Origin of the sequence: Burkholderia sp. AU18528, from assembly GCF_002223215.2 — a bacterium.
GTDB classification, from domain to species: Bacteria; Pseudomonadota; Gammaproteobacteria; order Burkholderiales; family Burkholderiaceae; genus Burkholderia; species Burkholderia semiarida.
The window spans coordinates 339,197-358,957 of the sequence record NZ_NKFC02000009.1; the positions used below are offsets into that span (position 1 = coordinate 339,197).

The 19,761-nt window shown below is 67.1% G+C and carries 17 protein-coding genes; 10 read left to right on the plus strand and 7 right to left on the minus strand.

Annotated features, from left to right (window positions below; all coding sequences use genetic code 11):
• Positions 1-145: 145 nt before the first annotated feature.
• The 3 genes from CFB52_RS32200 to CFB52_RS32210 form a co-directional block, all read right to left on the minus strand.
• The gene (locus CFB52_RS32200) at positions 146-1,273 is read right to left on the minus strand and encodes an NAD(P)-dependent alcohol dehydrogenase (protein WP_099318448.1); all 1,128 of its coding nucleotides are present in this window, start codon (positions 1,271-1,273) and stop codon (positions 146-148) included.
• Positions 1,274-1,287: 14 nt separating this feature from the next.
• Complete coding sequence (locus tag CFB52_RS32205; RefSeq protein ID WP_099318449.1) at positions 1,288-2,760, minus strand: benzaldehyde dehydrogenase; 1,473 nt, start codon at positions 2,758-2,760, stop codon at positions 1,288-1,290.
• Positions 2,761-3,266: 506 nt separating this feature from the next.
• Positions 3,267-4,160, minus strand: a complete 894-nt coding sequence (locus CFB52_RS32210; RefSeq protein WP_059575061.1) for an NAD(P)/FAD-dependent oxidoreductase — start codon at positions 4,158-4,160, stop codon at positions 3,267-3,269.
• Between the two features lie 152 nt (positions 4,161-4,312).
• Here CFB52_RS32210 and CFB52_RS32215 point away from each other — a divergent pair, with 152 nt between their 5' ends.
• The 8 genes from CFB52_RS32215 (at position 4,313) to CFB52_RS32250 (ending at position 11,807) form a co-directional block, all read left to right on the plus strand.
• Positions 4,313-4,945 (plus strand): TetR/AcrR family transcriptional regulator, encoded by a 633-nt coding sequence (locus tag CFB52_RS32215; RefSeq protein WP_059575062.1) that lies wholly within the window; start codon positions 4,313-4,315, stop codon positions 4,943-4,945.
• A gap of 462 nt (positions 4,946-5,407) precedes the next feature.
• On the plus strand, positions 5,408-6,544 hold the full coding sequence (locus CFB52_RS32220; protein WP_089466150.1) for a muconate/chloromuconate family cycloisomerase: 1,137 nt from the start codon (positions 5,408-5,410) through the stop codon (positions 6,542-6,544).
• A 49-nt stretch (positions 6,545-6,593) separates the two neighbouring features.
• On the plus strand, positions 6,594-7,544 hold the full coding sequence (gene catA / locus CFB52_RS32225; protein WP_059575065.1) for a catechol 1,2-dioxygenase: 951 nt from the start codon (positions 6,594-6,596) through the stop codon (positions 7,542-7,544).
• Between the two features lie 118 nt (positions 7,545-7,662).
• Positions 7,663-9,021: a Rieske 2Fe-2S domain-containing protein gene (locus CFB52_RS32230; protein WP_060011141.1), complete on the plus strand. Its 1,359-nt coding sequence runs from the start codon at positions 7,663-7,665 to the stop codon at positions 9,019-9,021.
• Positions 9,018-9,506, plus strand: a complete 489-nt coding sequence (gene benB, locus CFB52_RS32235) for a benzoate 1,2-dioxygenase small subunit (RefSeq protein ID WP_059637266.1) — start codon at positions 9,018-9,020, stop codon at positions 9,504-9,506. Before CFB52_RS32230 ends, benB begins: the two co-directional genes overlap by 4 nt.
• A gap of 39 nt (positions 9,507-9,545) precedes the next feature.
• Positions 9,546-10,568, plus strand: a complete 1,023-nt coding sequence (gene benC / locus CFB52_RS32240) for a benzoate 1,2-dioxygenase electron transfer component BenC (RefSeq protein WP_099318450.1) — start codon at positions 9,546-9,548, stop codon at positions 10,566-10,568.
• Entirely contained in the window at positions 10,565-11,341 is a 777-nt protein-coding gene (gene benD, locus CFB52_RS32245) for a benzoate diol dehydrogenase BenD (RefSeq protein ID WP_099318451.1), read from the plus strand. The genes benC and benD overlap by 4 nt, the downstream gene beginning before the upstream one ends.
• Before the next feature lie 67 nt (positions 11,342-11,408).
• Complete coding sequence (locus CFB52_RS32250) at positions 11,409-11,807, plus strand: RidA family protein (RefSeq protein WP_099318452.1); 399 nt, start codon at positions 11,409-11,411, stop codon at positions 11,805-11,807.
• Between the two features lie 184 nt (positions 11,808-11,991).
• On the opposite strand, the gene CFB52_RS32255 is transcribed toward CFB52_RS32250, so the two are convergent.
• From CFB52_RS32255 to CFB52_RS32270, 4 genes are all read right to left on the minus strand, one after another.
• Complete coding sequence (locus tag CFB52_RS32255; protein WP_099318453.1) at positions 11,992-12,798, minus strand: oxidoreductase; 807 nt, start codon at positions 12,796-12,798, stop codon at positions 11,992-11,994.
• Between the two features lie 33 nt (positions 12,799-12,831).
• The gene (locus CFB52_RS32260) at positions 12,832-15,972 is read right to left on the minus strand and encodes an efflux RND transporter permease subunit (RefSeq protein ID WP_059575078.1); all 3,141 of its coding nucleotides are present in this window, start codon (positions 15,970-15,972) and stop codon (positions 12,832-12,834) included.
• A complete protein-coding gene (locus tag CFB52_RS32265) occupies positions 15,969-17,078 on the minus strand; it encodes an efflux RND transporter periplasmic adaptor subunit (protein WP_099318454.1) in 1,110 nt (369 codons plus the stop codon). The genes CFB52_RS32260 and CFB52_RS32265 overlap by 4 nt, the downstream gene beginning before the upstream one ends.
• Before the next feature lie 82 nt (positions 17,079-17,160).
• On the minus strand, positions 17,161-17,778 hold the full coding sequence (locus CFB52_RS32270; protein WP_059575081.1) for a TetR/AcrR family transcriptional regulator: 618 nt from the start codon (positions 17,776-17,778) through the stop codon (positions 17,161-17,163).
• Positions 17,779-17,855: 77 nt separating this feature from the next.
• Between CFB52_RS32270 and CFB52_RS32275 the strand changes: the two genes are divergently transcribed.
• Positions 17,856-19,316, plus strand: a complete 1,461-nt coding sequence (locus CFB52_RS32275) for an efflux transporter outer membrane subunit (protein ID WP_099318455.1) — start codon at positions 17,856-17,858, stop codon at positions 19,314-19,316.
• Between the two features lie 34 nt (positions 19,317-19,350).
• Positions 19,351-19,716: an addiction module antidote protein gene (locus CFB52_RS32280; protein ID WP_099318456.1), complete on the plus strand. Its 366-nt coding sequence runs from the start codon at positions 19,351-19,353 to the stop codon at positions 19,714-19,716.
• Positions 19,717-19,761: the final 45 nt, after the last annotated feature.

Here is a 19,761-nt window from a genome sequence, read left to right on the forward strand (position 1 = left end):
GTCGGGGCTGGACGTGCAGGCCCCGTGTCGCGCGAATGCGTAATATAGCCCGGCGCCCCCGGCGCGGTATTTTCGCGGCGGCTACGCTGCCGTGCGAGGTCCCCGGCGGTCGCCATGTACCGCGCGGACGGCGGCGCATCGCCGCTCAATGCGGCAACCGCAGGATCGGCTTGAGCGTGCTTCCGTTGCTGCTGTCTTCCGCCGCCTGGTTGATCTGGTCGAGCGGATAGAACTTCACCAGCCGGTCGAACGGAAACCGACCTTGCAGATACAGCTGCACGAGCTGCGGAATGAACGTCTGCGGCACGCTGTCGCCTTCGACGATGCCGCGGATCGTGTGGCCGCCGAGCAGCAGGCTGTTCACGTCGAATTCCGCCTTCGTGCCCAGCTTCGGCGCGCCGACCACGCCCATCGTGCCGCGCGAGCCGAGTGCGTCGATCCCTTGCGACAGCACGGCCGGCAGCCCGGTCGATTCGAGCGCGTAGTCGACGCCGCCGTCGGTGATCTCGCGGATCGCGTCGACGACGTCCACTTCCCGGCTGTTGATCGCATGCGTCGCGCCGAGCTCCAGCGCCAGCGCGAGCCGTGACGGCACGATGTCGACGGCGATGATCGTCGTCGCGCCGGCGATGCGCGCGGCCATCACGGCGCTCATGCCGACCGCGCCCGCGCCGAAGCTCGCGAAGCTGCTGCCCGGGCGCACCGCGAGCGAATTGATTACCGCGCCCGCGCCGGTCTGGATTCCGCAGCCGAGCGGGCCGAGCAGTTCGAGCGGCGCTTCCTTCGGCACCTTGATCGCGTTGTTCTCGCGTGCGAGCGCGTAGCTCGCGAACGACGACTGCGCGAAGAAGTGATCGTGCAGCGGTTGCCCGGCCTCGTCCCGCATCGCCGTCTGGCCGTCCGAATCGGCGCCGCCGAAATTCAGCGCGAAGAACTGCCGGCAATACGCGCCTTGACCGCCGACGCACGACGCGCAGTGGCCGCACGCGCCGTAGGTCAGCACGACGTGATCGCCGGCCGCGAGCGTCTTCACGTTCGGGCCGACCGCCTCGACCACGCCGGCGCCTTCGTGGCCGAGCACGGCCGGCAGCGGCACCGGATAGTACTGGTCGCGCACGATCAGGTCGGTATGGCACAGGCCGGTCGCGACGACGCGCACGAGCACCTCGTCGCCGCGCGGCGCGCGAATGCGGGCGGATTCAATGGAGAAGGGTGCGCCGGCCGCGCGCGCGACGGCCGCGGTGACGGCGCGTGTATCGTGTTCGGTGTACATGATCGGTCTCCTCGTCAAATCGGATACAGCGGCGCTTCACCCTTGATCGTCAGCCACTGCCACTGCGTGAATTCCTCCCAGTTTGCCGCACCGCCGATGCTCGAGCCATTGCCCGATGCGCCGACGCCGCCGAACGGGTTGATCGCTTCGTCGTTGACCGTCTGGTCGTTGATGTGCAGCAGCCCGGTGTTCAAGCGCTCGCCGATTCGCAGCGCGCGGCCGACGTCGGCCGACAGGATCGCCATCGACAGCCCGTATTCGGTTTGATTGGCGAGTGCGATCGCGTCCTCGTCGGTATCGAACGGCACGACGATCGCGACCGGCCCGAAGATTTCCTCGTCGAATGCCGGATTGCCCGGCGCGACGCCGCTCAGCACGGTCGGCTCGAAGAACAGGCCGCGATGGCCGCCGCCCGTCTCGACACGCGCGCCCGCGCGGTGGGCCGCGTCGACCACGCTCGCCGCATGGTCGCGCTGCGCGGCGTTGATCAGCGGGCCCAGGCCGACGTCGCCGGCGGCCGGGTCGCCCACGCGCAGGCTTTGCGCCTTTTCGACGAGCTTCGCGACGAAGCGGTCATGAATCGCGCGCTGCACGAGCACGCGGCCGGTCGCCATGCAGATCTGGCCTTGATGCAGATACGCGCCCCACGCGGTGTTCGCGACCGCGCGATCGAGGTCGGCATCGTCGAGCACGATCAGCGAGTTCTTGCCGCCGAGTTCGAGCGATACCTTCTTCAGATGGCGGCCCGCCGCTTCGCCGACCTTGCGCCCGGCCGCGGTGGAACCCGTGAACTGGATCATCGCGACGTGCGGATCGGCGACCAGCGCCGCGCCGGCCGCGCCGTCGCCGGGCAGCACGTGCAGCACGCCTTCGGGCAAGCCGGCGAGCTCGAACACGCGGGCGATCGCGATGCCGCCGCACACGGCGGTGCGCGGATCGGGCTTCAGCACGACCGCGTTGCCGAGCGCGAGCGCCGGCGCGACCGCGCGTATCGCGAGGTACAGTGGGAAATTGAACGGCGAGATCACGCCGACCACGCCGCGCGGGCGGCGGCGCGCGAGCGACAGCCGGCCGGCCGTCGACGGCAGCACTTCGCCGGCCGCGCGCGACGGCAGTCCGGCCGCTTCGTGCAGCGCCTTGATCGTGACCGACGTTTCGAACGACGCCTTCGCGCGGGTCGAGCCGCTTTCGCGCACGAGCCAGTCGACGATCGCGTCGAAGTGCGTTTCGGCGACGGCCGCCGCGCGGCGCAGGACCGCCGCGCGGTCGTCGTAGGGTAGGGCGAACCACGCGGGCTGTGCGCGATGTGCGGCGGCCGATGCGTCGGCGATGGCCGCGCTGTCCGCGAGACCGATGCGGCCGAGCGTGTTGCCGGTCGCCGGTTCGATCACGTCGGCCGCGTGCGGGCTCGCGTGCCAGCGTCCGGTGAAGATCCTGCCGCGCCAGATGTCGGCGTCGAAGAGGGCGGGGTTCCTGCTGCTATCCATGTGCGCTCCTGGGGAAATTCGGATCGCCGGATCGGGTGTTGCCTGGCGTCGACCGGCGTGCGCGCGAGGGTAGGCCGGTGTGGGGAAGCGGGGCTATCCGGGTTTCTTCCCACGCGCGGCGCGCGCATGGTTTGGAGAGCGTTCGCGATTCGGTGTACGGAAACTGGACAGTCGGTGGGTGGATTGTTGCGGCGTGCCGGCCGATGACGCGGCAGGTAGAGCGGGTGCGGCGCGACGTGCGCCGTATCCGAAGGCTCGGCGCGCAAAGCGGCGCCAAGGCCCATGCTCGGCTTTTCTCGAGCCAGGCCACCTCCACCAGCAACAAGGCGCCAGACCTGCGCGTGATCGTCTCAGGCGTCGAGACCCGCGCCGCCTGCCGCCGGAACGCGACGCACACCAACCGCTCCTGCCATTCCGTCAAACTGGACGAATCCGTCCTTCACCTCGCCGATCCACGCCAGCCGCTTCGAAGGTGTCGATGCAACCGGAGAACGGAATCCGCGTGCTCAAACCAGCATCGATTGTTGGGCGAAGATACCCGCCATCGCGCCCTGCGACGATGCCTGGGTGGCCGAGGGCAAGAATGGCGTGGCGAGGTCGCCGGCGGCGTAGATACCGGGCATGCTGGTTTGGCGGCGCGCGTCGACCTCGAGGACGATGCCGGTGGGCGTATCGACCGTGGCGAGGCCCAGCGATTCATGCAGGCTTGCGGACGGCTTGTTGCGCGGCTGGGCGAACAGGATGTCGACCGCGACATGGCGGCGGGTATCGAGATTGACGGTGGTGATATGGCCATTGCGATGGGCGATCTCCACGATCCGGCCATCGACGACAGGGATGTTGCGGCGGGCCAGATCGGCCTGGATATCCGGCGCGATGTCGTGACCATCGGCGAAGACGGTCAATTTGTCGGTCCAGTCGCGGAACAGCCTGACAGACTGGTGCGACTGCGGGCCGGACCAAACGAGCCCCCAATGCTGGCCGGCGGCTTCAAAGCCGTCGCAATAGGGGCAGGGTACGATGGACGTGCCCCAGCTTTCCGCGAAGCCCGGAACATCGGGCATCTGATCGGCGACGCCATAGCTCAGGATCAGGCGGCGCGCCGTCAGGATTTCGTTATCGTCCGTGACGACACGGAAATCGTCGATCGCGCCGGCCACGCTCTCCGCCCGGGCATTGACCAGCGTGATCGTCGGATAGCGCGCCAGTTGCCGCCGCGCCTCGACCAGGATGTCCAGCGGCGGCTTGTGATCGTGGCCGAGCAGGCCATGCGAATGGCCGGCAAAGCGGTTGCGCGGCCGGCCGGTATCGAGCACGGTGACCGCGCGGCGGGCCCGACCGAGCTGCAGGGCGGCGGCGAGGCCGGCAAAGCTGCCGCCGATGATGATGACGTCGTTCATGGTGATGGGCTCCGTGTCGTGGATGGAGGGGGCGGGCTGATGCGCAATATCGTCCAGCGATACGCGAAGCCGACCCCATTGGCTTGCACATTTGCGATACTGCATGGTATCGTAATGCTGGAATTTGAATACTGTCAAGTACTGGAATTGTCGTGACCGAAAACAACCCGGGCCGCCGCGGCCGGCCGGCGAACGAAGCGCTTCGCCAAACGATAGTCGACGCCGCGTCCGAACTCTTTGTGGAATTGGGTTTTCAAGCGACGACCATGGACAAGGTCGCCCAGCGGGCGAAGATATCCAAGCTCAGCATCTATCGGCACTTCGAGAACAAGGAGGCGCTGTTCAGCGCGGCCATGGTGGCTCGTTGCGATCAATTCGCACCGCAGACCCTTTCCGAAGGCGTCGACGGTTCGGTCGAAGATCAGCTCATGGCGGTGGGATCATCGCTGCTTCGCACGCTGTTGAGCCCGGACGTCCGCAGTGTCGAAGCCATGGTTTTGGCCGACAAGACGAATCAAAGGTCGTTGAGCAAGCTTCATTACGAAGCCGGGCCGGCCCGTGTCATCGCTCAAATCGAGGCGGTGTTGCGTCAGTTGCACGCGAAAGCGATTCTGAACGTGCCCGATGCTCACCGGTCCGCCCGCTTGTTTGCCGCGCTTTTCAAAGGATCCGATCTTCTGCTTGTCGCGCGCTTCGATGAGGCGCGCGCAGAGGACGACGACGAAATCGAGTCCTATTGCCGGTCGGCCGTCGCCATGTTCATTGCCGCGCACGGTGGCATCTAGGCCGCGAACGAAGGTCGCTTTCTGGGCGATAGCGCCCGTCGGCTTCTGACAGACGACGAGGGCGTTCAAGAACGTCGATATCCGCCTACCCACTTCCTTCCGATCATTCGCAGCAACCGACACCGAAGCTGAAGACCGGGCGACCAGCCCCACCCTTTTTCCCATCAGGAAAACCCTGATCGCCTCGACAGGCCACCGGTTTCAGCGGGCTTTCCGGCTGCCAAAAGCAGTAGCAATAAGCTTCCGCTCAAACACCACCCCGAGCCCGCGCGACCGCGCGCCAGCAAGCCTCCCAGCCAGCATACCTATCCAAAACAGGTATGGCGCACCGCCATATTTCGCGCCGCCAGTGCGGTTTCAATACCTGCTAGGTATCGAAAATCCCGCCTAAAAGTATTGGACGCCCCGTTTCCCCGCCGCGTATAAATCCGTCCCATGAACCACCCCCACGCAGCGCACCCCATGTCCTCCGCGACCATCGAACGCATCGAAACCCGCCTCGTCGATCTGCCGACGATCCGCCCGCACAAGCTGTCGGTGGCCACGATGCACGGCCAGACGCTGATGCTCGTGAAAGTGTTCTGCAGCGACGGCGTGACCGGTATCGGCGAAGGCACGACGATCGCCGGAATGGCCTACGGCCCGGAAAGCCCGGAAGCGATGAAGCTCGCGATCGACGCGTACCTCGCGCCGGCGATCGTCGGCCGTGACGCGACGCGCGTCCAGGCGCTGATGGCGCATGTCGGCAAGCTCGCGAAGGTCAATCACTTCGCGAAGAGCGCGCTCGAAACCGCGCTGCTCGACGCGCACGGCAAGCGTCTCGGCGTGCCGGTCAGCGAACTGCTCGGCGGCCGCCGTCGCGACCGCCTGCCGGTTGCATGGACGCTCGCGTCGGGCGATACGGCCATTGACATCGCCGAAGCCGAGCGGATGCTCGACCTGCGCCGCCACAACGTATTCAAGCTGAAGATCGGCGCGAGAGCGCCGGAAACGGATATCCGCCACGTGGCCGAGATCAAGCAGGCGCTCGGCGAGCGCGCGTCGGTGCGCGTCGACGTGAACATGGCGTGGAGCGAAACGCAGGCCACGCGCGCGATCCCGGCGCTCGCCGATGCGGGCTGCGAACTGGTCGAGCAGCCCGTCGCGTCGGCCGCGGCGCTCGCGCGCCTGATGCGCCGCTTCCCGGTCGCGCTGATGGCCGACGAAATCCTGCAAGGCCCGGACAGCGCATTCGAGATCGCGAAGCATCACGGCGCCGACGTGTTCGCGATCAAGATCGAACAGAGTGGCGGCCTGTTCGCCGCGCAACGCGTCGCGGCGATCGCGGACGCGGCCGGCATCGAGCTGTACGGCGGCACGATGCTCGAAGGCGCGTTCGGCACGGTGGCGTCCGCGCACCTGTTCGCGAGCGTCGCGAACCTGCAGTGGGGCACCGAACTGTTCGGTCCGCTGTTGATCACCGAGGAAATCCTGACGCAGCCGCTGGACTACAGCGACTTCGAACTGACCGTGCCGGACGGCCCCGGTCTCGGCATCGCGCTCGACGAGGACAAGGTCAGGCGCTTCACCCGCGACGGGCTGACGAAAGTCGTGCGGTAATCGAGTCAGGCAAAGACCGTCATCCCCCAATACACATGGAGACAGCATCATGAGCGTCAAGGTTTTCGACACGAACGAAGTGCAGGATCTGCTGAAGGCCGCATCGAACGCGAGCGGGAGCGGCGGAAACGGCTCGAAGGGCGACGCACGTACGCAGCAGATCGTGCTGCGCCTGCTCGGCGACCTGTTCAAGGCGATCGACGATCTCGACATCACGCCGGACGAAGTGTGGGCCGGCGTGAACTACCTGAACAAGCTTGGTCAGGATGGCGAAGCGGCGCTGCTCGCGGCCGGCCTCGGTCTCGAGAAGTATCTCGACATCCGGATGGATGCCGAGGACGAGGCGATCGGCCTCGATGGCGGCACGCCGCGCACGATCGAGGGGCCGCTGTACGTGGCGGGCGCTCCGGTGCGCGACGGCGTCGCGAAGATCGACCTCGACGCGGACGAAGGCGCGGGCCCGCTCGTGATCCACGGCACGGTGAAGGATCTCGACGGCAAGCCGGTGACTGGCGCGCTGGTCGAATGCTGGCATGCGAATTCGCACGGCTTCTATTCGCACTTCGATCCGACCGGCGCGCAGACCGACTTCAACCTGCGCGGCGCGGTGAGGACGGGCGCGGACGGCAAATACGAATTCCGCACGCTGATGCCGGTCGGCTACGGCTGCCCGCCGCAGGGCGCGACGCAGCAACTGCTGAACCGTCTCGGCCGTCACGGCAACCGTCCCGCGCACGTGCACTTCTTCGTGACGAGCGACGACCACCGCAAGCTCACGACGCAGTTCAACATCGACGGCGATCCGCTGATCTGGGACGACTTCGCGTATGCGACGCGCGAGGAATTGATTCCGCCCGTCACGCAGAAGACCGGCGGCACGGCGCTCGGGCTCAAGGCCGACGCGTACCAGGACATCGAATTCGACTTCGTGCTGACCCCGCTCGTACAGGGCAAGGACAACCAGATCGTCGAACGCCTGCGCGCGTCCGCCACGGCCTGACCGCCGGCGGCACGGCGGCGCGAGACGCGTCGCCGCTGCCGGCCGGTCCCCCCGAGACTCAACCGATACCGATGCGAGCGTGCTTGCAGGACGCGGCACGCGCATGGAAGGAGCCATCATGTCCGTCACGATCGACGCTACGAACGAACTGGATCACCTGCTGGAGACCGCCGTGCAGGATGACAAGGAGGCCGGCATTTTCCGCTGCCGCCGCGACATCTTCACGAACGCGGCGCTGTACGAGCTCGAGATGAAGCATATCTTCGAGGGCAACTGGGTGTATCTGGCGCACGAAAGCCAGATTCCCGACAACAACGATTACTACACGACGTGGATCGGCCGCCAGCCGATCGTCATCACGCGCGACAAGACCGGCGAGCTGCATGCGGTGATCAATGCGTGTGCGCACAAGGGCGCGATGCTGTGCCGCCGCAAGCACGGCAACAAGGGCAGCTTCACGTGCCCGTTCCACGGCTGGACCTTCTCGAACACCGGCAAGCTGCTGAAGGTGAAGGACGAGAAGACGACCGAGTATCCGGTGCAGTTCAACACGCACGGCTCGCACGACCTGAAGAAGGTCGCGCGCTTCGCGAACTATCGCGGCTTCCTGTTCGGCAGCCTCAACGCCGACGTGCTGCCGCTCGAGGACTACCTCGGCGAAGCGCGCGTGATCATCGACCAGATCGTCGATCAGGCGCCGAACGGGCTCGAAGTCCTGCGCGGCAACTCGTCCTACATCTACGAAGGCAACTGGAAGATGCAGATGGAGAACGGCTGCGACGGCTATCACGTCAGCACCGTGCACTGGAACTATGCGGCGACGATGGGCCGCCGCAAGGAAGCGGGCACCAAGGCGGTCGACGCGAACAGCTGGAGCAAGTCGGTCGCGGGCGTGTACGGCTTCGACCACGGCCACATCCTGCTGTGGACCAAGACGATGAACCCGGAAGTGCGGCCCGTGTACCGGCACCGCGACGAGATCCGGGCGCGCGTCGGCGACGTGCAGGCCGATTTCATCGTGAACCAGACGCGCAACCTGTGCGTGTATCCGAACGTGTTCCTGATGGACCAGTTCAGCACGCAGATCCGCGTGGTGCGTCCGCTCGCGGTCGACAAGACCGAAGTCAGCATCTTCTGCTTCGCGCCGAAGGGCGAGAGCGAAGCCGACCGCACGACGCGCATCCGCCAGTATGAGGATTTCTTCAACGTGACCGGCATGGGCACGGCCGACGATCTCGAGGAGTTCCGCGCGTGCCAGGCCGGCTATGCGGGCATCACGGCGATGTGGAACGACCTGTCGCGCGGTGCGCCGCTGTGGATCGACGGGCCCGACGAGAACGCGAGGAAGATGGGGCTGAACCCGCGCATTTCGGGCGAGCGCAGCGAGGACGAAGGGCTGTTCGTGTGCCAGCACGAACACTGGGTGCACGTGATGCGCGATGCGCTGAAGAAGGAACGCGGGGAGGTGGCGGCATGAGCTTCGATTACCGGACGATTTGCGCGACGCTGTATCGCGAGGCGCGTCTGCTCGACGATCGCGAGTGGGACGCATGGCTGACCTGCTACACGGAGGACGTCACGTACTGGATGCCCGCGTGGGACGACGACGATCGGCCGACCGACGATCCGCAGCGCCAGATTTCGCTGATGTACTACCCGGATCGCGGCGGGCTCGAGGATCGCGTGTTCCGGATCAAGACCGAGCGCAGCGGTGCATCGACGCCCGAACCGCGCACCAGCCACAACGTGACGAACGTCGAGGTGCTGGCCGAACGCGACGGCGAGGTCGACGTGCGCTACAACTTTCACACGCTGAATCACCGCTACCGCGTGACCGACCACTTCTTCGGCACGGTGTTCGTCACGCTGCGGCAGGCGGGCGACGCGCTGCTGATCTCGCACAAGAAGATCGTGCTGAAGAACGACTACATCCGGCAGGTGCTCGACGTCTATCACGTCTGACGCCCGTTGTTTGCCATGAAAGGAAGTGGAGGTGACGCGATGTCCAGCTACAAGATTGCATTGAATTTCGAGGACGGGGTAACCCGCTTCATCGACTGCAAGGCCGGCGAGAAGGTGCTCGATGCGGCTTTCCGCGCGAAGATCAACCTGCCGATGGATTGTTCCGACGGCGTGTGCGGCACCTGCAAGTGCCGCGCCGAAAGCGGCCGCTACGACCTCGGCGACGACTACATCGACGATGCGCTCACCGATGACGAAAAGGACGGTGGCCTCGTGCTGACGTGCCAGATGGTGCCGCAAAGCGACTGCGTGATCGCGGTGCCGACGTCGTCGGTCGCGTGCAAGACCGGGCAGAGCAGCTTCGCCGCGACGGTCACGAAGGTCGAGCAGCACAACGATGCGGCCGTCGTGCTCGAGCTCGATGTCGGCGCGAGCGCACCGGCGTTCCTGCCGGGCCAGTACGTGAACATCGGCGTGCCGGGCAGCGGCCAGCATCGCTCGTATTCGTTCTCGTCCGCGCCGGGCGATACGAAGGTCGGATTCCTGATCAAGAAGATTCCGGGCGGCGTGATGAGCACGTGGCTCGAATCGGCGAAACCCGGCGACACGCTCGAACTGAACGGGCCGCTCGGCAGCTTCTACCTGCGCGACGTGCAGCGGCCGCTGCTGTTCCTCGCCGGCGGCACGGGCCTCGCGCCGTTCCTGTCGATGCTCGACGTGCTCGCGCGCAGCGGGTCGCGGCAGCAGGTGCACCTCGTCTACGGCGTGACGCGCGATCTGGATCTCGTGCTGGTCGACGCGATCGAGGCGGTTGCGGCGAAGCTGCCGAACTTCAGCTTTGCCACCGTCGTTGCGGACGCCGCGTCGAGCCATCCGCGCAAGGGTTGGGTCACGCAGCACATCCCGGCCGACGCGCTGAACGACGGCGACGTCGACGTGTATCTGTGCGGCCCGCCGCCGATGGTCGATGCGGTGCGCCAGTATTTCGACGAAGCGGGCGTGAAGCCGGCCAGCTTCCACTACGAGAAGTTCACCCCCAACGTCACGGCAAAGGCGGCATGATCATGCAACGATTCTCCGGCAAGGTCGTCGTCGTCACGGGCGCGGCGCAGGGCATCGGCCGCGGCGTCGCGCTGCGGGCGGCGGCCGAGGGCGGCAGGGTGCTGTTCGTCGATCGCGCGGATTTCGTCGCCGAGGTGGCGGCCGAAGCGAGGGGTGGCGACACGGCAGGCTTCGTCGCCGATCTCGAAACGTACGAAGGCGCGCATGCGGCGATTGCGCACGCGGTGCGGACGTTCGGCGGCGTCGACATCCTGATCAACGGCGTCGGCGGCGCGATTCGCATGCGGCCGTTCGCCGAGTTCGAGCCCGCGCAGATCGACGCGGAAATCCGCCGTTCGCTGATGCCGACGCTCTATACCTGCCATGCCGTGCTGCCGCACCTGATCGCGCGTGGCGGCGGCACGATCGTCAACATCTCGTCGAACGCGACGCGCGGGATTCGCCGCGTGCCGTATTCGGCCGCGAAGGGCGGTGTGAACGCGCTGACGTCGGCGCTCGCGATGGAGTACGCGGAACACAACATCCGCGTCGTCGCCACCGCGCCGGGCGGCACCAGCGCACCGCCGCGCCGCGTGCCGCGCAATGCGGCCGGCGACACCGAGCAGGAACAGGCGTGGATGAGGGAAGCGGTGCGGCAGGTGACCGACTCGACGTACTTCAAGCGCTACGGCACGCTCGACGAACAGATCGCGCCGATTCTGTTTCTCGCGTCCGATGAAGCGAGCTATATCACCGGGACGGTGCTGCCGGTGGCGGGCGGCGATACGGGTTGAGCGGCGCGCGCACCGATCCTCACACGAACAATCGGCCGGCGCTGCGAGTCCGGCCACGGAGACACTCATGCAACAACGCGAAGCGATCGTCCCGGCCGGCATGGAAGCCGTGTACGAAAAAATCGGCTATGCGCCGGCGGTCAAGGTGGGCGATACGTTGTACGTGTCCGGCCAGATCGGCCGCGACGCGGCGATGCAACTGGTCGAAGGCCGTGAAGCACAGATCGTGCAGGCGTTCGAGAACCTGAAGTGCGTGCTCGAAGCGGGCGGTGCGTCGCTCGACGACGTCGTGGATCTCACGACCTTCCACACCGACATGCGCGACCTGCCGCTGTTCATGCAGGTGCGCGACCGCTACCTCCGCGCGCATCCGAAGCCGGCGTGGACGGCGGTCGGCGCGCACATGCTGGGCGGCGCACCCGGCTATCTCGTCGAGATCAAGGCGGTGGCGGTGTTGCAGCGGTGAGTATCGGCGTCGCGGCTTGCTTCGCATCGCCTTCGATCCCGGCGACCGTCACCGCGAGGCGCCCCGGCCGTTCCGGCTGCCGCCTACAGCCGGCGCGCAAGCGTGCGGCCGATATTGTCGGTTCCGATGATGCCGATTTCCCTGGCGGGTGCCTCGTCCACGGACGTTTCGTCGGCCGGCCGCGTCACGCGAGCCGGAATTTTTTCCGCAGGCTCGCATCGACCGGGCCGGCCGGCATGAAGCGCCGCAACCTGCGCAGCAGCGACGCCTCGCCGTTGGGCGTACGCCGCATCCGCCATGCGCCGAGCGCCGCGTCGACGACGGTGGCGGCCACGCCCTCGGGGTGCGGCGCGGCTTTCACGCTGTCGCCGACGGCGCGCGCCGCGAGCGTGCGCTCGCGGTCGTAATCGGCGATCGGCGCGCTCGCCTGCGGCGCGTTGACGTCCAGGTTGGTCCGCGTAAACGACGGCTCGACCAGCGTCGCGCGAATGCCGAACTGGCGCAGCTCGTGATCGAGCGATTCGGTCAAACCTTCAACCGCGTGTTTGGACGCCGAATAAAGCCCCATGTACGGCGCCGGCAGAAAGCCGAGCACCGAGCTGACATTGACGATCCGGCCGCGCCGTTGCGCCCGCATGTGCGGAAGTACCGCACGGGTCGTACGCAGGATGCCGAATACATTGGTGTCGAACAACGCCTCGGCTTCGTCCACCGACGTCTCCTCGACCGCGCCGATCAGGCTCATGCCCGCATTGTTCACGAGCACGTCGATACGCGCGGCGCGCTCGATGATCGTCCGGATGCCGGATCGAACGGACGCGTCGTCACGCACGTCCATCTCGATCAGCTCGACGCCGGCGACGGGCGCCGTTTGCGCGATGCTGCGCACGGTGCCGAACACGCGGCAGCCGCGTCCGGCGAATCGTTCTGCGGCGACGCGCCCGATGCCCGACGACACGCCGGTCACGACGACAACGGTGGAATTCGACATGGCTGTTTCCTTCGATACGGGGAATGGGGAATATCAATCGCGCGCATCCAGCGCGGGCTGAAGTGCGGTCGTGGCGGGCGCCGCCGGTTCATGGCCGCCGTGGCGGGCGGTGGCGGAATGACCGGGTCGGATCCTGAACCAGATCGCGTACATCGCCGGCAGGAACATCAGCGTGAGGATCGTCCCGGCGAACGTGCCGCCGATCAGCGTGTACGCGAGCGTGCCCCAGAACACCGAATGCGTGAGCGGTATGAACGCGAGCACGGCCGCCATCGCGGTGAGGATCACCGGGCGCGCCCGCTGCACGGTCGCCTCGACGACCGCGTGGAACGGATCCAGCCCAGCCTGTTCGTTCTGGTGAATCTGGCCGATCAGGATCAGCGTGTTGCGCATCAGGATCCCCGACAGCGCGATGAGGCCCACCAGCGCATTGATGCCGAACGGCTGCCGGAACAGGATCAGCGTCGGCACCACGCCGATCAGGCCGAGCGGGCTCGTCAGGAACACCATCACCATCGCGGAGATCGAGCGCACCTGGAAGATGATGATGATCAGCGTCACCGCCAGCATGATCGGGAACAGCGGCAGCATCGCCTTCGTGGCCTTGCCGGATTCCTCGATCGAGCCGGCTTCCTCGATTCGATAGCCGCTCGGCAGCGCGGCGATGATCGGCTGAAGCTGCTTCGTGATCGCGGCCGACACGTCCGGCGGTTGCAGGCCGTCGGCGATGTCGCCGCGCACCGTGAGCGTCGGCACGCGATCGCGCCAGCGCATGATCGGCTCTTCCATGCGCACGTCGACCTTGCCGACCTGCGACAGCGGAATGCGCTGCCCGTTCGCGCCGGCGAGCGTGAAGTCGTCGAGCCGCGCCGGGTCGAGCCGTGCATCGCCGCCCGAGCGTGCGACCACCTGCACGGTCCGGATATCCTCGCGCACTTCGGTGACGGGCACCCCGGTCAACAGAAACTGCAGCTGCTGCGCGACCGCGCTGGACGTCAACCCGACGGCCTGCAGGCGGTCCTGCTCCAACGTGAAATGCAGCGCCGGCGCGCGCGTGCCCCAGTCGGCATTGACCGTGCGCATCATCGGGCTGCCGGCCATCACGCGCTCGACGTCGGCCGCGATGCCGCGCAGCGTGTCCGGATCGGGGCCCGTGACCCGATACGCGACCGGGAACGGCGAATACGGGCCGAACACGAGCTGCGTCACACGCACGCGCGCGTCGGGCGCGAGGCCGTCGGCGATCGCCCGCCGCAGGCGTGCCTTCAACGCGTCGCGCTCGTCCTGGCTGTCGGTGCGCACGACGATCTTCGCGAACGACGGATCGGGCAGCTCCGGCCCCATCGCCAGATAAAAGCGCGGCGCGCCCTGGCCGACGTACGCGGTGACGATCCTCGCTTCCTTCTGCTTCGCGAGCCACGCTTCGACCTTCGACGTGGCCGCGCTCGTTTGCGAAATCGACGTGCCGTACGGCATCTGCACCTCGACGAGGACCTCGGGGCGATCGGAGATCGGGAAGAACTGCTTCTTGACGACGGCCATGCCGAGAATGGCGAGTACGAACAGGCCGACGACGGACCCCGCAACCAGCCATTTACGCGCAATCACGCGCGTCAGCACCTGTCGGAAACGGTTGTAGCGCGGCGTGTCGTAGATCGCATCGTGACCGCCTTCGAACTTCTTGAGGTTCGGCAGCATCTTCACGCCGAGATACGGCGTGAACGCGACGGCGACGACCCACGATGCGATCAGCGCGATCCCGACGATCCAGAACATGTTGCTCGTGTATTCGCCGGCGGTCGAGCGCGCGAAGCCGTTCGGCATGAAGCCGACCGCGGTGACCAGCGTGCCGGCCAGCATCGGCGCGGCCGTATGGCTCCACGCGTAAGCCGACGCGGCCACACGGTCGTAGCCTTCCTCCATCTTCACGACCATCATTTCGATCGCGATGATCGCGTCGTCGACGAGCAGACCGAGCGCGAGGATCAGCGAACCGAGCGTGATGCGATCGAAGTTCTTGCCGGTGGCGGCCATCACGACGAACACCACGGCCAGCGTCAGCGGCACGGCCGCGGCGACGACGAGGCCGACGCGCCAGCCCATGCTGACGAAGCTCACCAGCATCACGACGAGCAGCGCGGCGAAGAACTTGACCATGAACTCGTCGACGGCCGAGCTGATGTTCACGGACTGGTCGGTGACCTTGGTCAGGCTCATGCCGAGCGGCAACTCCGCGTTGATCGCGCCGACTTCCCGGTCCAGCGCGCGGCCGAGGTCGAGCCCGTTCCAGCCGTCGCGCATCACGACGCCGAGCAGCAGCGCGGGTTCGCCGTTGTTGCGGATCATGAAGGTGGACGGGTCTTCGTAGCCGCGCTCGACGGTGGCGATGTCCGACAGTTTCAACGTGCGGCCCTGCGCGACGATCGGCGTGTCGCGAATCTTCTGCAGCTTGTCGAACGCGCCATCCATGCGAATGAAGATCTCCGGCCCGCGCGTCTCGACGGAGCCGGCCGGCGTCAGCGCGTTCTGGCCATTGAGCGCGGCGAATACGTCCTGCGGGCTCACGCCGAGCGTCGCGAGCCGGTCGTGCGACAGCTGCACGTAGATGCGCTCCGCCTGTTCGCCGATGATGTCGACCTTCTTCACGCCCGGCACATGCAGCAGCCGCTGGCGCTGCGTCTCCGCATCGCGAACCAGCAGGCGCTGCGGTTCGCCCTTGGCCTTCAGCGCGAACAGCGCGAACGTGACGTCCGCGTATTCGTCGTTGACCAGCGGGCCGATCACGCCGGCCGGCAGATCGTTCGCGACGTCGCCGATTTTCTTGCGCGCCTGATAGAACTGCTCCTGCACCTCGGACGGCGGCGTGCTGTCGAGCAACGTCAGCGTCGTGAACGCGAGGCCGGGGCGCGTGTAGGTTTCGGTGCGGTCGTACCAGCGTAACGCCTGCAATCGCTTTTCGATCTTTTCGGCCACCTGGTCGTGCATTTCCTGCGCGGTCGCGCCCGGCCATGCGGTGACGATGGTCATCACCTTGACGGTGAAGGCAGGGTCTTCCGCGCGCCCCAGCTTGAAGAACGATACGAGCCCCGCGAGCGAAATCAGGCAGATCAGGAACAGCGTGATCGCGCGCTCGCGCACCGCGAGCGCCGACAGGTTGAAGCGGCGTTCGCTCACGGCCGTGCTCCTTCGTGTGCGGTCGTGGCGGCCACGCGAACCGCTTCGCCGTCGCGCAGCAACTGCGCGCCGAGCGCGACGACCCGCTCGCCTTGCTTCAGTGCGCCGGACACGCGTGCGCTGTCGTCGTCCAGATGCTCGACCGTGACGGGCCGCCATCCCACCTTGGCCGGATCGCCCGCGACGACCCACACGCCGGGCCCTTTGCCTGCATCCAGCAGCGCGCCGATCGGTACCTGCAGGCCGGCTTGCGGCGCCGCGCGCGCGTCGTCCGGCATGCGGATCGTGACGGTCGCGCCCAGCGGTGCGGCGGCCAGCGCGCCCTGCAACACGTAGCGCGCTTCGAACGTGCGCGTTCGCGCATCCGCGGTGTCGGACAACTGGCGCAGCGTCGCGGGGACACTCGCGCCCGGCTTGCCGAACAGCTCTGCCTGCGCGATGGATCCGACCGCGGGGCGCAGCGTTTCCGGCAGCTGGATCACCGCTTCCCGGCTGCCGGCGTGCGCGAGCCGCACGACCGGCTGGCCGGCGCTGACGACCTGGCCGGGCTCCGCGAGCGTTTCCATCACGACGCCGTCGCCGTCCGCGACCAGTTCCGCGTAGCCGGTCGCATTGCGCGCGACGTCGGCGTCGGCCTCGGCGGCGCTCAACTGGGCTTTCGCGGCGTCGGCCGCGGCCTTGACCTGGTCATAGGCCGATGCCGATATCGCGCCGGTGCCGCGCAGGTCGCGGTAGCGCGCTTCGTCTTCGGCGGTCTGCCGCGCGCGTGCCCGTGCCGCGGCCACGGCTTCGTCGCGTGCGCGCGCCGCGAGCTTCAGGTCGACGGGGTCGATGCGCATCAGCGGCTGGCCGCGGCGGACGGTTTGCCCGGTATCGACGAGCCGCTCCAGCACCTTGCCGGACACCCGGAACCCGAGGTCGCTCTGCACGCGGGCGGCGACGGTGCCGGTAAACGACCGCGACGCGGGCGCGGCTGCGTGCACGATGGCGGTACGCACGAGCGGCGCTTCCGTGCGCGGATCGGAAGGCGTTTTTCCGCTGCAGGCGGCTAGCGCGAGGGGCAGCGCGGAAGCGACTGCAAGGAGAGCGAGGCGACGCCGGACCATGAAAGACCCACTGACGAGGTGATCGGGGCCTTCATTGTGTATCTAGTGACCAAAATAGTCAACGGTCACAAACGGTGTCGGTTCATGGGGCGAGGCTGCGGAGCACCAGGCTCGACAACTGCGCGGGCGCGGCGTCGGTCGTGTCGAGGTTGTACTGCAGCAGCAGCGGATTCAGGTACGGCCGCATCACGAGGTAGATCGCCGTCGCGGTTTCGTCCAGCGGCGTCTTGCGCTCGAACTCGCCGCTTTGCCTGCCTGCCTGCAGCACCTCCTGCAGCAGCTTCTGCACACGGGCCTCATAGGCCTGCACCGACTGCCAGTTGCCGGTGGCGGCCGACGCGGCGATGTCGTACAGCTTGCGGTCGCGGAAGAACAGCCGCAGGCTCGCTTCGGTAGAGACCTTGAACATGCGCCGCAGCTTTTCGGTGGGCAGTTCCGCTTCGGCGACGGCGGCGCGCACGTCGGTCTCGATTTCATGCAGGCAGTTCGCGCAGATCATCTCGCCGATCGCCTGTTTCGACTCGAAGAACTTGTAGATATAGGCCTTCGAGAAGCCGATGGACTTCGCGAGGTCGGACACGGTCGTCTTCTCGTAGCCGTACCGGCTGAAGTGCTCGGTGGCGGCGGCCACGATCTGGTCGCGCACGTCGTGATCGGCCGGGCCGCGTGCGGGCGCGGGGGAAGCGGTGTTTTCTTTCATGGGTTGCGGCTGGCAGGGATGGACAACGAGTGACTATTTGGTATTATAGTCACTACCTGATCTTGACTGAAACCGTCATGCTACCGAAACCCATCGTTGCCGCGCTGCTCGCCGCGCTCCTGTCTGCCGGATGCGCCGTCGGTCCCGACTACGTGCGGCCGGACGTCGCCATGCCGCAGCGCTTCCAGGGCCAGAGCGCCGTGGAGCAGCGGCGCGCGGCGGCCGACGCCGAACTCGCGACGTGGTGGACGGGCTTCGGCGATCCGCAGTTGACCCGGTTCGTCACGCTCGCGCTTGCACGGAACCTCGATCTCGCGCAGGCCGCGGCCCGCGTCACGCAAGCGCGTGCCGGGCTCGGGGCGGCCGATGCGGCGCTGTTGCCGTCTGGCAATGTGACCGGCCAGGCCGCGCGCGTCTATCAGTCGGTCGAAACGCCGTTGGGGCGCGTTCTGAATTCGACGCCCGGTTTCGACCGTCACGGGAGCGCCTACGAAGCCGATTTCAACGCGAGCTGGGAACTGGATGTGTTCGGCGGGCTGCGCCGCGGGCGGCAAGCCGCCCTTGCCGACTATCAGGCGTCCGAAGCGGCGGCGGTCGCCACGCGCCTGGCCGTCGCCGCGCAGACGGCCGACATCTACATCACGATTCGCGGGTTGCAGGGCCGGTTGAAGGTCGCGCGGCATCAGGTGCGGACCGAGCAGGATCTGTTGTCGACGATCAATCTGCTGTACGGGAAGGGGCTCGCGGCGGAGCTTCAGGTCAGGCAGGCCGAAGGTGCGCTCGCGCAGGTTCGTGCGACGGTGCCGGTGCTCGAAGCGGCGCTGGACACGGCGATGAATGCGCTCGACGTGATGCTCGGCGCGCAGCCCGGCACGCATCGCGCGGAACTGCTCGACGGCGGCGACGTGCCGGTGGCGCCGCGGATCGCGGCGACGGGCACGCCGGGCGAATTGCTCAGGCGGCGGCCCGACCTGATGGTCGCCGAGCGACGGCTTGCGGCGTCGAACGCGCGCATCGGCGTGGCGATTGCCGAGTATTACCCGAAGTTCTCGCTGAGCGGATTGCTCGGCAGCGCGACGACGATGGGCGCGGGCAACCTGTTTGCCGGCGGTGCGAACCAGGCGGCCGGCGTGCTCGGCCTGCGCTGGCGCTTGTTCGACTTCGGCCGGATCAATGCGCAGATCGCCGACGCCAAAGGAAAGGAAGCCGAAATGCTGGCCGCGTATCGGCTCGCGGCGCTGCACGCCACCGAGGATGTCGAAAATGCGTTCTCTGCGCTCGTCAAGCGCGACGAACAGGCGGCCGTGCTGGCCAGCGGCGTGGATTCGCTCGGCCGCGCGCGGGCCGCGTCGTTCGCGGCGTACCAGAAAGGCGTCGTCAGCCTGATCGAAGTGTTGCAGGCCGACGAAAGCTTGCTGCGCGCGTCCGACGAACGCGTGCAGGCGCGAACCGAATCGGCGCGTGCGGCGGTCGCGGCGTTCAAGGCGCTCGGTGGAGGATGGCAGGCGCCGGAGGCCGAGGCCGTTGCGAGCCGGTAGCGGTAGCGCCGGAGCCTCTGATGATCGCGCGAATATGAAAATCAGCGAACTGGCTGAATTCGATGGCTCGAAGTACCTTAAGGACGAGGAAGCGATTCGTCACTACCTGGCGCAGGCATTCGAAGATCGGGACCCTCGACTGATCCAGGCCGCGCTCGGGAACGTCGCGAAAGCGCGTGGGATGACGGCGTTGGCGCGCGAGTCCGGCGTGAAGCGTGAAGCGCTCTACCGTGCGCTGTCGGAAGGCGGAAACGCGGAGTTTGCGACGATCATGAAGGTTGTCGCCGCGTTGGGATTGCATCTGACCGTTGCGCCAATCACGCAGACCGCCGAAGCGGCATCCGGAGCTGAGCCGATTCTTCGCAAGCGCGCGCACGCACGCGCGGCGGCTCACGGATGATACCGTCAGGGGCGGGCCGGAAGTCGCGCCGGCCCATTCGTGTCG